Genomic DNA, 15,215 nt, shown 5'->3' with positions numbered 1-15,215 from the left:
CTACTCGATGTAGCAGGTGCTCTTTTCTTTACCGATCGATGAGTTGTGCCGTGACGAGCGCTTTGGCAACAAGTTGAGTCCCTTGCGTCATTTCCACATCCACTTTCCCGAACTTCCGTCCGAGATCGAAGACGTTGGCCGACACCCGGATCTGACTTTCAATTTGAATGGGTTTCATGAAATAGACCGTGATGTTCTCAACCACCAAATCCCCTTTTTTCATGTGGCGCAGACTACGCGTCGCCCCTTCGACCAATAAGGTCGTCAGCACGCCAGATGAGGCAGTCCCCATATGACTCGTCATCTGAGGTGCGACTTCGACCGTGAATGCCGTCCCGTTCGATGTAGGATCTTCTTTCAATTGGTTCGTGATCATATTATCAAACGTTTCACCGACTTGCGGTTGACGATTTGCAAGTTGAAGTGCCTTCAGCACGTCTTGACGGCTAATGATTCCGAGCAATCGTCCATAGTTGTCGACGACAGGAAGCATTTCAATCCCTTCCCATACCATCTGATGGGCCGCATTGGTGACGCTCGTTTGGACGCCCACTGTAATCGGACTTTTCGTCATGACCTTTTCGATATCATGGTCATGAGGTTTGTCGATGACGTCCTTCGCTGTAATCACACCGACCACCTTCATCTGTTCATCGATGACGGGATAACGGTTATGTTTCGTTCGCTCGTTCAATTCGTGCCAACGTTTCACCGTGTCATCGGACTTCAGATAGAATGTGTCGTGAAGCGGAATGACGATATCTGAGACGAGTAAAATTTCTTTTTTGATCAATCGGTCATAAATCGCGCGGTTGATCATCGTCGCAACGGTAAAACTGTCATACGATGTGGAAATGACTGGCATATCATACTTGTCCGCCATTCGTTTCACTTCATCCGTCGTATCAAATCCCCCTGTGATCAAGACGGCTCCACCTGATTGCAGGACAAGTTCATGCGCTTTTTCACGGTTCCCGATAATGACGAGCGAGTCGACATCGATATACCGCATCATCGCTTCAAGCTTCATGGCACCGATTACAAATTTCGATAACGTCTTGTGTAACCCGTTCCGACCGCCCAATACTTGTCCATCGACGATATTGACGACTTCAGCGAATGTGAGTTTTTCAATATTTTCTTTATGTTTTCGTTTAATCCGGATCGTCCCCACTCGTTCAATGGTGGACACGAAGCCGAGGTTCTCAGCTTCTTTGATGGCTCGGTAGGCCGTACCTTCTGAAACCGCTAACTCTTTAGCGATTTGACGGACCGAAATTTTTGACCCAACATCGAGCGACTCGATATGTGCTATGATCTGTTCATGTTTTGTGGTCATACTCGGAGTCCCTTCTCTCAATACATTTTCTACTCATTCCAGTATACTGTATCAGTCAAAGTTGTTCAAACTGTACCAATCAAATTGCAACATTTCCTTTCTGTTTTCGAAACCGCTATAATAGACACGTAGTCAACGTAAGAGGTAGAAGGGAAGGGATTCATTTTGAATCAACGTACCAATCAAATTGCACAATCTTTAGCGACAAAAGGATTAGATGCGGCGTTCATCACATCGAAGGCATCCGTGTTTTACTTTTCGGGAGTCTATGCGGAAGCTCACGAGCGTCTCATTGCTATCTTGGTTCTAAAAAACGGCACAACCGCCATCATTTGCCCGGCTCTCGAAAAAGGGATTGTCGAAGCAAGTGAATGGTCAGGTGAGATCGTGACGTACATGGACCATGAGAACCCATGGGACACAATCGTCAAACTGTTCCTCGATAACCAAATCGTTCCTGAACGAATCGGAATCGAAGGCGAGCATTTAACCTTTAATCGTGTTGAGCAACTTCGCGCCGGTTTTGCAGGTCTTTCGATTATCGACTTGACCGACGAACTCCAAACGTTACGCATGATCAAGTCACCGGATGAAGTCCGTGTGATGAAACGTGCCGCTGAACTGGCTGATATGGCAATTGAAGCCGGAATCCGTTCACTCCGCGAAGGTGTGACCGAGCTCGAGGTCATCGCCGATATCGAATACGCTATGAAGCAACAAGGCGTACGTGAGATGTCCTTTGATACACTCGTCTTGTTCGGTGAAAATAGCGCCGACCCTCACGGTGTACCAGGTAACAATCGCTTGAAAAAAGGTGACTTCGCCTTATTCGACCTCGGCGTCGTCTGGCAAGGATATTGTTCAGATATCACACGTACAGTCGTCTTCGGTGAAGCAAGTAAGAAACAACGCGAACTTTATGAAACGGTTCTCCAAGCTGAAGAAGCAGCAATCGAGATGGCAAACGTCGGAACAACACTCGGCACCATCGACATCGCGGCACGCCAAGTCATCACCTCTGCCGGATACGGCGAATACTTCACTCACCGAATCGGTCATGGGATTGGCATTGAAGTACATGAACATCCATCGATGGCAGCAAACAACGACATGACTGCTCAAGTCGGTATGACTTTCACAGTCGAACCGGGTATCTATTTACCAGGTGTCGGTGGTGTTCGGATTGAAGACGATCTCGTCATGACAGAAAGTGGTCCTATCACGTTGACGAGTTATCCAAAAACGCTTCAAGAGATTGAATGACAAAAAGTGCGATCCGTTCAAGGATCGCACTTTTTACATACCTTAATAGAATAATCGCATCATGACATCTCGTTGAGGAACCTCATAGCGTTCCATCTTCTCCAAAAAGGCACGCTTGTCGTACGGTACCGCCTGAAGTTCAAGATCAAGTCCCGTTTCTCCCTCTGACAATATGGCAAAGCGAGCAAGATCATCTTTCGCCACCCCGAGTGCACCCGGATTGAAGTAACGTTTGCTGTCATCTTCAAACAAATGAACGGAATGGTGATGTCCAAATAAGATGACATCTCCTTCGTATTCACCGTACAGACGTTGCATATTTCCAAGTGTTGGTTCAAGGATTTCATGAAACGGTTCTTCGATAATTGTCGCTTCCCGCTTTTCTTTTGGGATGTGATAATGGATGCCGAACACCGTTTCGCCAGCCATTCCACTAGACATCGTTCGAGGAAGAGAGTCAAGGACATCCGCATATTTAGTTTCCAAATGTCGTGCGACCCACTCATGGTGAAGACGTGTATGGGCATAACTTTCCGGGTGCCCCTGCCCAGCCAATAGCGAGAGGACCGCTTCATCATGATTTCCAGAAATCATGTACGCTCCTCGATCGAGTAACCGCTCCATGACCGCATTCGAGTCCGGTCCCATCGCAATCATGTCACCGAGTGACCAGATGACGTCGACCCGTTCCCTATCCATAACTTGAAGAACGGCTTGTAACGCTTCGAGATTCCCGTGAACGTCTGTGATTACTCCAATCTTCATCGCTTCCCCCTCACTTCCGATACTGATGGACGACGTTGACCCCACCCGTCACATCAATGACGGCTCCCGTGATCATATCCGAATCTTCTTGTAATAAGAAAGAAATTAAACGCGCAATATCTTCTCCGGTACCGTGTCGACCAACCGGAGTCCCTTCATCCACTTCTGCTTCTTCAATTCGCATCTCTTTTTGAGATCCGACGATATTTCCCGGGTTGACCATGTTCACCGTAATTCCGAACGGTGCCTCTTCTAATGCGACCGATTTCGTCAAACTGACGAGCCCTGTCTTTGCAGCGGCAAATGCAGAACGATGAATCCAGCCAGGTGCCGTCCCACTTTCCGGAAAACCGTATGAGATGATGCGTCCGAAGCGATTCGATCGCATCGAAGGAATCACACGACGCATCAGCCAAAACGAGGCGGATAGATTACCAATCAATACTTCGTCCCATTCTTCATCCGACAACTCGACGAGCGGTTTTCTTTCGAAAATGTATGGTCCCGCGTTTAAAATCAAGGCACTCGGTTCACCAAATCGCTCGACTGCCTCTTCGTAAGCCGAGAGCAGTTGATTACGGTCGGTCAACCCCGCCTCAATCATATGTATTCGTTCATGTTCCCAATCAATGGGGTTACGCTGCAGGATGCTGACGTGCCAACCTTCGTGCAAAAGCCGTTCTGTCACGACACGACCGATCCCTTTTGCCCCAGATGTAATCATCACATGTTTCATCGCCCTACCTCCTTCGCTTTATTTTACCTGTTCTTTCACATGAATTCCAAACTTGGACATGTCGTGAACAAAGTCATGAAAAAATTCACTCCTTTTCATGGCGAAACAGCGTGAAAACTGAAAGAAGTGGTATACTATATATGTAAGCCGAACGTATATTTCGAGCGAAAGGTTGGGATTTACATGGCAATTGTATACAAACACATTTTATCTGCCGTTGATGGATCGAAAGAGGCAGAACGTGCATTTGAAACAGCGATCGATGTCGCGATTCGTAACGAAGGAAAATTGTACGTTGGTCATGTGATTGATACGCGTACGTTTGCGACTGTTGAAGCTTATGACCGAACAATCACCGAACGCGCTGAGACATATGCGAAAGAATTACTTGAAGACTATGTGAAGCGCGCGAAAGAGCGTGGCGTAAAAGAAGTTGAGACCGTAATTGAATACGGTTCTCCTAAAGTGACAATCGCGAAAAAGATTGCGCCTAACCATGATATTGATCTTATTATTTGTGGCGCGACTGGTCTTAACGCCGTCGAACGTTTCTTTATCGGAAGTGTATCTGAAAGTATCGTCCGATATGCAAAATGCGACGTTCTCATTGTCCGCCAATAATCATTCATGCACAAAAAAGGGTCTTGCCGATGCAAGACCCTTTTACTATTGATCACAACACTTTGACCGTGACCGTTTTACGACCGAATTGAATCGCCGCACTATGTGAATACATTAAGATATCGATTTTGTTTCCTTTAATCGCCCCACCCGTATCAGCCGCTGTATACGTACCGAGTAACTTACTCCCCACGTAAACTTGAACTTTTGTTCCGAGCGGAATGACGCGTGGGTCAACCGCGATGACGTTGCGTTTTTGAGTCCGAACGTTCCATCCGAGTGCCGTTTTTCCAGAACACCCTTTGCAATACGGTGTATAAGCAGATGCTTTCATCGTATATGTTTTCACGCTTGCTGGTTTGATTGGTTTAGGCGCACTCACTGAACGTAAGTTCTTTGTAGGAACCCATCCAGCTTTCCCTTTATAGTTCACACGAATCCAAGCGCCTCGAGAACCCGTCCGTTGAAGACGATCACTCGCTGTCATCTTTCCAATCACTCGTGCATTTGATTTCCCTTCAGCATAAATCATCTTCGAACCCGACTTTGTCGAAACATATACTTTCTTAGTTGCTGCTTCTACTTGTGAAGATGGTAGAGAAAATGCAAATACGGCGATTGCGAGAAGTAAGAGCGTCATGATTTTTTTCAACATACGTTTTTCGTCCTCTCTTCGTCAATTTGTTTATCCTTTGAGATCGACCCATATGTAACAGGTGATTCATAGCTTTCCGATGAATATTTCGTCCAGATAACTATATGCTGAAACATCCGTCAGTGCCGTTACACTTCCTGTTCATTTGAGTGACACAAACATTACAAATCGATGTCAAAACGGACTATTTATCACACGATAAGAGTGATTTGAAACGAAGTAGAGATATTTATATAAATTTACATCCAATAAATGGTTTATTCATGACGCAAGTATTACAAAACGATGTAAATGAGGCGCCTAATATTACAACAGAGAAAACCTTTGTCCTATTTAAATGATCCCACATTAGGTAAAAAGACTCAGAAAAACCCCACGTTACACAATGTAACGTGGGGTTTGTTTCAACTTATGCGTGTTCTTCGACAAGGTTTGCGACGCGAACCGTGTCACGAGCGATGACCAATTCTTCGTTCGTCGGGATGATGATGACCTTAACCGGTGAATGCGGGTAGTTGATGAACAACTCTTTGCCGCGAGCTCCGTTGTTAAGGGAAGGATCCCAGTAGACGCCCATGAATTCGAGACCACGAAGGATACGTTCACGGATGACGTCTGAGTTCTCACCGACACCTGCTGTGAAGATGATGGCGTCGACACCATTCATTTCAGCCGCATATTGACCGATGTAACCATGAATACGGTTTGAGAAGATTTTCAACGAAACTTCTGCACGGTGGTTACCTTCTGCAGCCGCTTGCTCGATGTCACGCAAGTCGCTTGAGATACCAGAGAGACCGTATACGCCAGACTCTTTGTTCATGACGTTCAATACGTCTTCAGCAGATTTCCCTGTTTTTTGCATCAAGAACGGAATGAGCGCAGGGTCCAATGAACCTGAACGTGTTCCCATCGTGATTCCTTCAAGAGGTGTGAAGCCCATCGTTGTATCGATTGAACGTCCACCTGCAACTGCCGCGATTGACGCACCGCTACCGAGGTGACAAGAAATCAAACGTAAGTCTTCAAGCGGACGACCGAGAAGTTCTGCCGCACGCTGTGTGACATACTTGTGGCTCGTTCCGTGGAAACCATACTTACGTACGCCATGTTCCGTATAGTATTCATAAGGAAGACTGTACAAGAAGTTCTCTTCAGGCATTGATTGATGGAACGCTGTATCGAATACCGCTACTTGTGGGACATTCGGCAAAATGGCCTGGAATGCACGAATACCTGTCAAGTTTGGTGGGATATGAAGGGGTCCGAGTTCTGTGAACGACTCGATGTTCTTCATGACTTCGTCGTCGATGACGACCGAATCCGCATACACCTCTTTCCCGTGTAACACACGGTGACCTACGCCAGAAATCTCATCGAACGATTGGATGATGTCCAATTCGATCAATTTCTCCAACGTCAATTCAACCGCTTCTTTGTGCGTGTGAAGTGGTGTAACCACGTTAAACTTCTGTCCTTCACCGTACTTGATTGTAAAAATCGCATCTTCTTTCCCTACACGCTCTACAAGTCCGACCGCGAGCAACTCTTCCGTTGGCATCTCGAGTAACTGGAACTTGAGCGATGAACTACCAGCATTGACTGCCATAATTTTCGTCATGTCATACACCTCTTACCTTTCGTTTTAAACGCATATCTTTATCTGTTCAATTTAAAACTGATAACTGTATCATAATGAAGATACTTGATTTTGCATACCTTTTTCAAGTATTTTGTCCATTATTTTTGAGTTGTTTTGAACCAATCGTCAATCTGTTTCACCACACCGGCAACTGCTCTGACATCAGTGAATGACGGAAGTTCCACAAATAGAGCTTGTTTCGGTCGTGTGACGCCTTCGCCTACTTTTTGGAGGAGCAATAAGCTTTTCGCATAACGTTCGTCCTTGAACATCGTCGTCGGAAGCTGAATGACCCCTTTGACGACGGCCTCGCGGTCCATCCATTGTTTTAATTTCCCTTCATCATCCTGTTCAAACAAATTGTTCGGAATGACGAATAGTCCGTGCCCACCCGGTTTAGTATGTCGGATTGCCTGTTCCATCATTAGGAAATGTGAATAGGAATGGCCTTCCTCTCGCTTCATGTCATACTCGGCTGCGACATCATCGTTCGGATAGTATCCGACTGGTAAATCAGCTACGGATAAATCACTCGGCTCGACAAATAAAGGAGCTAGGGCATCTTGATGGAAATAAGAAACCGGCTCTTTTAATAAGTTACTGATTGAATAAGATAGGCGAAGTAATAACTCATCCACTTCGACCGCCTGAGCTGTCGCTTCTTTCAACTGAGAGAGGATTGCGTGTGACAAGGTACCCGTCCCACTTCCAAGGTCAAGCACTGTCGCGCCATCTTTGAGCAGTTTCGTTGCCAAGTATCCCATGAATAAACTGACCGCATCCGGCGTCGGTTGATTGTTCGGTGGCAGTTGTGTCGTTTCTTCAAGGACAAGTAGACTGACCGCTTTTCGGACATCATCCGTTTTCTCGTTCTCGATATCGACATGATCAAACACTTGAACGAGCGCTTCAATCGGTAATACATCTAAGTCTTTGACAAGTTTCTTCGCTTCTTGTTTCCAATCGCGATACAGTTGTTCAAAACGTTCCATTTCGTTCATCCTTTCCATACAAAACCGGCCCCCATAAGAGGACCGGTCGGTTCACGTTCTAGTGTAAGCTATTTTAATCAATTTCGCCAAACGAATCAATTCACTTGTTCGAACGCTTGAAGCGCCGCTTCGAAATCGACCTCATTTGTCATTTCATCCATGTACTCTACGTACTGTACGACTCCATTTGAATCGACGACAAACACCGAGCGCGCGAGAAGTCGCATTTCCTCAATTAATACACCGTATGCTTTCGCAAATGAGAGATCACGGTGGTCAGAGAGTGTGACCACGTTGTCTAGACCCGAAGCTGAGCACCAACGACGTTGTGCGAATGGGAGGTCGTTCGATACGGTCAAGACTGTTCCACCAAGTGATGAAGCCTTCTCATTGAATTCGCGTGTTTGTGTATCACATACGCCCGTATCAATGGAAGGAATGACACTGATTAGTTTTTTCCCCGGATAACTCGCTAATGTCACTTCTTCTAGAGCCGTCGTCAAGACACGGAAGTCAGGTGCTTGGTCTCCCACTTTCACCGGATTCCCTTGTAGTGTCACGTTGTTCCCTTTAAATGTTGGCATGAACTCATCCCCTTTATATTAGTTACCTGTTCATCATATCGATGAAATTGAGCCTTTGACAAACTTCCTGCTTTTGGCCCTGTTTCAGTTTTCCCTATATCGGTCGGGGGAAACACGTTATAATGTAGGAGACACCATTGACAAAGGGGATGACTCAGATGAGAAATAACGTCTATTTGTACCATCGTAACGTCAACGAATTCACTAAAGAAGTGAAGAAATTAAAAGAAATCGGGGAAAAACACGGGTTCAACATCGTCAATCAGCCGGAAGATGCGAACATCATCGCTGCAGTCGGTGGAGACGGGGCCTTCTTGCAGGCTGTTCGCTACACAGGTTTTCGTCAGGATGCGATTTATGTAGGATTCGGTCGTGGATTGAACGAGTTTTATTGTGATTTCGACATACATAAACTCGATGAAATTGATCGCCTCTTCTCAGACAACTCGATGCGAATCGAAGAAGGTCTTGAAGTTCGGAAGTACCCACTTCTCTCGGCATCGATTAACGAATCGACACCACTTCTTTGTTTAAATGAAGCTTCAATTAAATCGAGTATCATCAAATCACTCGCAATTGAGGTATACATCGACGATTTACATTTCGAGACATTCCGTGGGGACGGAATGGTCGTGTCGACACCGACTGGGTCGACCGCCTACAACAAATCGCTCAGCGGAGCGGTCGTCGACCCGCTCATCCCATGTATGCAAGTGAGTGAAATCGCCTCGGTCAACAACAACCGTTACCGCACACTCGGTTCATCATTCATCGTACATGATTCGCGTAAGTTATCACTTCGTATTGTCGAGGACGGAAACGATTATCCGATTATCGGGATGGACAATGAAGCCCTCAGCTTGAAATATACGGACCGGATCGACATTGAACTCTCAGACAAAGTCATTAAAACTGTCAAACTTCGGAATAACTCGTTCTGGCATAAAGTGCAACGTTCATTCTTCTAAACAAGAAAGAGGAGTCACGCATCCCGATTGGATGAATGGCTCCTCTCTTTCATTTTAGGATGTGACCGCTTCTGACTCATAGACAGGCGTTCCTTCAACGACTGTCATGACGAGACGATTTTGCAAAATGTCTTCCCCTTTTAAGTCAAAGAAATCTTCGTCCCATACTGTAAAGTTCGCGTTATAACTTTGAATCAATAGTCCGTTTCTTCCGTGTGTCCCCGTCGCCACGTGCGGTGAATACGTGAAGCTTCGGAGTGCCTCATACATCGAAAGGCGTTCACTCGGATTTAATGTACTCGACCCGTTGAAGGACTGTCTTGTGACCGCTCCGAATAGTCCTTTCCGTACGTCGACTGATGAAATCGGGGCATCACTCCCCCCTAATACGAGCGCCCCTGTATCAAGGAGCGACTTGAAACGGTATACGTCTTGTACCCGTTCGTTTCCTAATCGCTCAAACAACATATCTAAATCGTCTGAGAGAAATACAGGTTGCGCATCAATCAATACGGGAAGCGATTTGATCCGTTTGATGAGTGAGTCGTTTAACAAAGAAGCGTGAATGATTCGATCACGCGTCCCTTTCTTAGCAGGATATTTCTCAAGTAAACTGACAAACTGTTCGACCGCGGCATCGCCGATCACATGGGCCGCCACGTTCATCCCGTAAGTACGTGCCTTTTTCACCAATGCTTCAAGGTGATCTGGTCGATGTACTTCAATCCCCCGTTGTCCTCGATCATCTGCGTACGGCGAAGACAAGAGTGCGGTACGCCCCCCAAAGGAACCATCGACAAACATTTTCATCGCCCCAAAATCAAAACGTTTCCGTTTTGTCATCGCATCTTGTTGGATGACGCGATCCACTACTTGTTCATGAACGAGTAGGTGTGCCTGGAATGGAAGTTCACTCAGTACATCTTCATACGCTTGAATCGTCTCGAGCGGATCTCCATGATAGAACAAGTCCTCCGTATGGGCGCCAACGATTCCATGTGCGAATAATGAATCGATTGCCCGACGAAGGGAAGCGGCATTTTTCTTACGGTTTCCACTCAATTCTTTATACAAGAGGTCTAACGCAGCATCATATAAAACACCGTTCAATTTCCCCTCTTCATCTCGACCAAGTTTTCCACCTTCGATTACCGTATGATGGATCAGTCCGAGTCGCTCGAGTCCTTTCGAGTTCACGACGGCCACATGACGACAAACACGTTTCAACACGACGGGACGGTCGCTAATCACTTCATCAATCATCTCTCGTGTCGGCATGTCACCGAGCAGACGATCGTCAAATCCTTCTGCCACAATCCAATCGTCGTCCGAACCTTGTTGTTTCATCGTCTCCAGCAACTCTCGAATGTTTGTCGCTTCACTCGCATCGACACGGTCGAGCGCTTCCCCGTAACCGACAAGATGGATATGTGAATCGGTGAATGCAGGATATACACTCTTTCCTTCTAAATTCACAATCTTCTCGATGCGACCGGCATATGTACGGCGAAGATGCCCCTCCTCTCCCATCTTCAAAACACGACCGTGTTCTACAAACATAGAGCGCATCATTTCACCCGGCTTATTCAATGTATAGATATTCCCGTTAACCCATAGTGTACCCATCTAACGACTCCTCCTCGATTGAAAAAAGATTGACGTCTACGTTTTTCCCGTTTCCGTCAATCTTCATGCGTTGTTTATTTTTTTAGCAACTCTTGTTGCTCCAATCCTTTGTCTACCCGTTGACGAATCTCATGTGCTCCATTTTCGTCAAAACGACCGAGCACACGCTCTCCGATTTCGACGGCAGTACCATATTCACCGTGCAGGAACTTATTTTCCGCAAGTGTCAAGGCGATATGAATCTCATTATCGCGGCGACGGAAGCGGTTTGCGTATTGCAATAACTGTTCCGCATACGTCACTTGACGGATCAGTGCATGGACACGGTCACGGAAGTTGTCCATCATCTCTTCGACGTCATGGCTCAATCCGACGATATACGTCATATTGAATGGCGCTTTATCAAACTGTTCATCTAACGATTGCACACCCTTTTGAAGCTGACGCAAATCATTGGATAAATCATTTGGGATGATCGGCATCGCACTCTTCGCTAACAAGCGACGATGTGCGGACAATTCTTTCTTCCACGTTTCTAATTTATGACGAACTTCAAGTTCTTCTTTCCGTAACGAATTCGTATCTTCAATGAATCGTTCATGCATGGCATTGAATTGGTCGAGCGACCGCTTCGCTTCCTGCACTTTGGATTTGATCATACTGTACGGTAACATTTGTGCAACCAGTGCCTGTTCGATATCGAGAACGTTTGCCGTAAGGGTTGTCCGTTCACGCTCTAATTGTTCGAACTCCTCACCGACACGGGCATTAATTTCATAATTACTGACAAGTTTGGACATTTCGGTTTGCAGGTTGTTCATGATTTCAGTGGACTGCAATTCACGCTCTTGAATCGTCGCAAATTCTTTTTTCACGTATTGGCGGGCATCGACCTCAGTACGGAACGCTTCGAACAATTGATCGATGTCGGAGCTCAATTGCTGCATGTCCTCTTCAAAATGATCGAATTCCAATCGTTCGATTCGAGTCATCAATTCTTCGCGACGGTCTTCTGCTTGATCAATTTCTTCCATCAATCCAAGCGGTTCAAGGGCATATCCGTCCATTTGCATTTCTTTATGTCCGGCCCGTAACTGTTGAAGTTGTTGTTTCAACTCGACTTGAACGGTACGTACGAATTGCGGAATGATTCGAATCAGTTCACGGATATGACCGACTTGGGCCGATAGAGACTGCCCCGTTTCAAATGCTTCGGAGACTTGACCGGCCTGCTTTAAGTTGATCATCTCGCTACGTTTCGCCTCGGCGGCAGCGATTTCTTGTTCCACTAGTGCATAGGTCGGTCCGAACGCATGATTTTGTGAATTCAACGTTTTACGGAACTGATATAGTTCTTTTTCATCTTGCTTCACAATATCTAAGAGAGACGTGTGATGTGTCGTAAACTCATCCATCTCATCGAGCATGGCGTGTACCATCGTCTCGAGTTCTTCAATAAGTTGCTCAGTCGCATTCAGGTCTGCTTTCACTTTCATGAAACGGTATTTATCCAAGTCTTCTTCAGCCCGGTATAACGCTTCATCAATTTGACCCGCGTGCACGCTGACCAACTCATCCCAAGATTGATGCCATCGATCAAACTTTTCTTTCGTTTCCCCTTCCATCGGCCACTGTTTGAATTTCTGGAGCTCGACGGGGATACTTGCGCTAAGCACACTTTGTTTCCTCATGTCCAAGTCGTCTATTTTCTGGTAAAAATTCCTTCGGATGAGCATACTTCCCAACATCCCGCCTAATACGACGACGATGATTCCAATGATTAATCCATAAATTCCGTAATCCATCTTTGTCACAACCTCCAAGCCGCTTTCGTGGACTTATGTACCTTTATATAAAAAAAGAAGTATTTTATAAGAATAGATATACCTAATCATATTATAGAACTAACGATTTGCATAGGTTTTCCAATGGTTTCAGTGGAGATTGTTCATTTTTTCAGAACTTTCTTGCAAGACAAATCCGAATTTTGCGTGTACCATAATGCTAAATTCTAAAAACATGAAAGATGGAGGGGGATTCATATGTTCCAAACGACATCGTACTCAGGTGATTTGACAGCCGGTTACGAACTATTAAATAAGCAACTTGCCGCTCTACTAGAAGGCGAAACAAATACGGTGGCGAACCTTGCCAACGCCAGCGCATTACTCAACCAATTTTTAGACCGGATCAATTGGGTCGGATTCTATGTGGCTGATTCAGAAGACAGTCTCATTTTAGGACCATTCCAAGGACTCCCGGCTTGTGTTCATATCTCATTCGGTAAAGGGGTATGCGGAACTGCTGCGGCTACACAAGAAACACAACTCGTTGCTGATGTTCATCAATTCCCGGGACATATCGCTTGTGATGCCGCTTCAAATTCTGAAATCGTCATCCCTCTCGTTCGTGACGGGAAAACGATTGGTGTGCTCGATATCGACAGCCCTGAATTCGATCGATTCTCAGAAATCGACCGTCAAGGTCTTGAGCGTTTCTGCGAGACATTACTTCGATATATTTGATTGACAAGCAATTCGATTCATCGTATACTCATCTTTGTGCATGAAATGACGATAGCAGTCATCGACAAACGTATCCACCTTTCGGGCCTCGACTTAGTCGGAGGGGCATCTCGTAGCTTCGCTATCAAGTGAAGGTGCTTGTACCTTGAAAGGGGCGTTACTCGTCTTTGACACCGTTGTTCTTTTGTGCAAAATACATGAACAACAAGGAGGAGTCCAATCATGGCTCGTTACACAGGTCCAGCTTGGAAACTCTCGCGTCGCTTAGGAATTTCACTTAGCGAAACGGGTAAAGAATTAGCAAAACGTCCTTACGCACCAGGTCAACACGGAAATGGTCGTAAGAAAATCTCAGAATACGGTCTTCAGCTTCAAGCGAAGCAAGCACTTCGTCACATGTACGGAGTGAACGAGAAGCAATTCCGCCGCATCTTCAACGATGCTGGTAAAATGCCAGGCATCCACGGTGAGAACTTCATGTTCTTGCTCGAATCACGCCTTGACAACCTCGTTTACCGTTTCGGCCTCGCTCGCACACGTCGTGGAGCACGCCAACTCGTCAACCACGGTCACATCACAGTTGACGGATCACGCGTAGACATCGCGTCTTACCGCGTAAAACCAGGTCAAGTAATCGCAGTTCGCGAAAAATCGAAAAACGTGAAAGCAATCGCTGAAGCTCTTGAAGTAGCACCAGCTACAAAAGACTTCGTATCGTTTGACGCTGAGAAACTCGAAGGTACATTCGTACGTCTCCCAGAACGCGCTGAACTCAACGACCAAATCAAAGAGCAACTCATCGTCGAGTACTACTCACGTTAATGCTTTTTATCCCCTTCTTCTCGAAGGGGATTTTTTTATCTCTTCAGAATCTCTTGTCGGATACGCCCCATTTGCGTATCGAGGGCATCCGCCATAAGTGCCGCCTCTATTAACTCTTCCTTAGATGACTCAGGTACGTCATGCTGATATTTATATTGAAGTTTATGTTCTGTCGCCGCCCAAAAATCCATGGCAAGCGTCCGGATTTGAATCTCCGCCGGTACCCAGATGATCCGTTCGGCCAAATAGACTTTCGTTTTTACAATAAGATGCAAACTACGATACCCACTCGGTTTCGGGTGCTCGATATAGTCTTTGATTTCAATGATGTCTAGATCGTCACGTGTCTCTAAGTGATGTAATATGGCATAAATATCGTCTCGGAAGCTCGTGACAATTCTAATTCCTGCCACATCATGTACGTGTTCCCAAAGTGCAGAAACGTCTAATGGTAAGTCTTTCCGTTTCATCTTACGTACGATCGACGGTAACGTCTTCATTCTTGTCTTCACATGTTCAATCGGTGAATATCCAAGTCTCGTCTGCCAATCTAAATCGATAATCCCGAGGTCACTCTCGAGTTCCGTGATCGCCATTTCATAATATCGAAAGTGTTCGCGCCATTGATGGAACTGGTCGCCGAAAAACTCTTCAATTTCCATCCTCATCCCTCCTAT

At 45.9% G+C, this 15,215-nt stretch carries 15 protein-coding genes; 5 read left to right on the top strand and 10 right to left on the bottom strand.

From position 1 onward, the window contains the following. Positions 1–28: 28 nt before the first annotated feature. Positions 29–1,339, bottom strand: coding sequence for a DRTGG domain-containing protein (locus KNO94_RS05865; RefSeq protein WP_214741360.1), 1,311 nt, complete (start codon positions 1,337–1,339; stop codon positions 29–31). A gap of 165 nt (positions 1,340–1,504) precedes the next feature. On the opposite strand from KNO94_RS05865, the gene KNO94_RS05860 reads away from it, so the two are divergent. After that, positions 1,505–2,602, top strand: a complete 1,098-nt coding sequence (locus KNO94_RS05860) for a M24 family metallopeptidase (protein ID WP_214778170.1) — start codon at positions 1,505–1,507, stop codon at positions 2,600–2,602. A 42-nt stretch (positions 2,603–2,644) separates the two neighbouring features. Here KNO94_RS05860 and KNO94_RS05855 read toward each other — a convergent pair whose 3' ends face one another. Continuing rightward, complete coding sequence (locus tag KNO94_RS05855; protein WP_214778169.1) at positions 2,645–3,367, bottom strand: metallophosphoesterase family protein; 723 nt, start codon at positions 3,365–3,367, stop codon at positions 2,645–2,647. 10 nt (positions 3,368–3,377) lie between these two features. Next, positions 3,378–4,103, bottom strand: coding sequence for an SDR family oxidoreductase (locus KNO94_RS05850; protein ID WP_214778167.1), 726 nt, complete (start codon positions 4,101–4,103; stop codon positions 3,378–3,380). Positions 4,104–4,286: 183 nt separating this feature from the next. Between KNO94_RS05850 and KNO94_RS05845 the strand changes: the two genes are divergently transcribed. Then, positions 4,287–4,724, top strand: coding sequence for a universal stress protein (locus KNO94_RS05845; RefSeq protein WP_214741368.1), 438 nt, complete (start codon positions 4,287–4,289; stop codon positions 4,722–4,724). Positions 4,725–4,776: 52 nt separating this feature from the next. Here KNO94_RS05845 and KNO94_RS15355 read toward each other — a convergent pair whose 3' ends face one another. The 4 genes from KNO94_RS15355 to tpx all read right to left on the bottom strand — a co-directional run bounded on the left by KNO94_RS15355 (position 4,777) and on the right by tpx (position 8,597). After that, positions 4,777–5,379, bottom strand: coding sequence for a 3D domain-containing protein (locus KNO94_RS15355; RefSeq protein ID WP_214778166.1), 603 nt, complete (start codon positions 5,377–5,379; stop codon positions 4,777–4,779). A gap of 409 nt (positions 5,380–5,788) precedes the next feature. Beyond that, a complete protein-coding gene (locus KNO94_RS05835) occupies positions 5,789–7,000 on the bottom strand; it encodes an acetate kinase (protein WP_214778164.1) in 1,212 nt (403 codons plus the stop codon). Positions 7,001–7,119: 119 nt separating this feature from the next. After that, positions 7,120–8,013, bottom strand: a complete 894-nt coding sequence (locus tag KNO94_RS05830) for a class I SAM-dependent methyltransferase (protein WP_214778162.1) — start codon at positions 8,011–8,013, stop codon at positions 7,120–7,122. A gap of 95 nt (positions 8,014–8,108) precedes the next feature. Continuing rightward, complete coding sequence (tpx, locus tag KNO94_RS05825) at positions 8,109–8,597, bottom strand: thiol peroxidase (RefSeq protein ID WP_214741374.1); 489 nt, start codon at positions 8,595–8,597, stop codon at positions 8,109–8,111. A 149-nt stretch (positions 8,598–8,746) separates the two neighbouring features. On the opposite strand from tpx, the gene KNO94_RS05820 reads away from it, so the two are divergent. Next, a complete protein-coding gene (locus tag KNO94_RS05820) occupies positions 8,747–9,565 on the top strand; it encodes an NAD kinase (RefSeq protein WP_214741377.1) in 819 nt (272 codons plus the stop codon). 54 nt (positions 9,566–9,619) lie between these two features. Here KNO94_RS05820 and KNO94_RS05815 read toward each other — a convergent pair whose 3' ends face one another. Together KNO94_RS05815 and ezrA are read right to left on the bottom strand one after the other, a co-directional pair. Next, entirely contained in the window at positions 9,620–11,191 is a 1,572-nt protein-coding gene (locus KNO94_RS05815; protein ID WP_214778161.1) for an amidohydrolase, read from the bottom strand. Positions 11,192–11,265: 74 nt separating this feature from the next. Next, complete coding sequence (gene ezrA / locus KNO94_RS05810; RefSeq protein WP_214778159.1) at positions 11,266–12,996, bottom strand: septation ring formation regulator EzrA; 1,731 nt, start codon at positions 12,994–12,996, stop codon at positions 11,266–11,268. 237 nt (positions 12,997–13,233) lie between these two features. On the opposite strand from ezrA, the gene KNO94_RS05805 reads away from it, so the two are divergent. After that, positions 13,234–13,716, top strand: a complete 483-nt coding sequence (locus KNO94_RS05805) for a GAF domain-containing protein (RefSeq protein WP_214778157.1) — start codon at positions 13,234–13,236, stop codon at positions 13,714–13,716. 222 nt (positions 13,717–13,938) lie between these two features. Beyond that, positions 13,939–14,538, top strand: a complete 600-nt coding sequence (gene rpsD / locus KNO94_RS05800; RefSeq protein WP_031423120.1) for a 30S ribosomal protein S4 — start codon at positions 13,939–13,941, stop codon at positions 14,536–14,538. Between the two features lie 35 nt (positions 14,539–14,573). Here the strand turns inward: rpsD and KNO94_RS05795 are convergent, their stop codons facing one another. Continuing rightward, on the bottom strand, positions 14,574–15,200 hold the full coding sequence (locus KNO94_RS05795) for a GTP pyrophosphokinase (protein WP_214778155.1): 627 nt from the start codon (positions 15,198–15,200) through the stop codon (positions 14,574–14,576). Positions 15,201–15,215: the final 15 nt, after the last annotated feature.

It is taken from the genome of Exiguobacterium sp. s22 (assembly GCF_018617455.1).
GTDB lineage: Bacteria > Bacillota > Bacilli > Exiguobacteriales > Exiguobacteriaceae > Exiguobacterium.
This window is presented reverse-complemented; position numbering and strand designations above follow the sequence as displayed.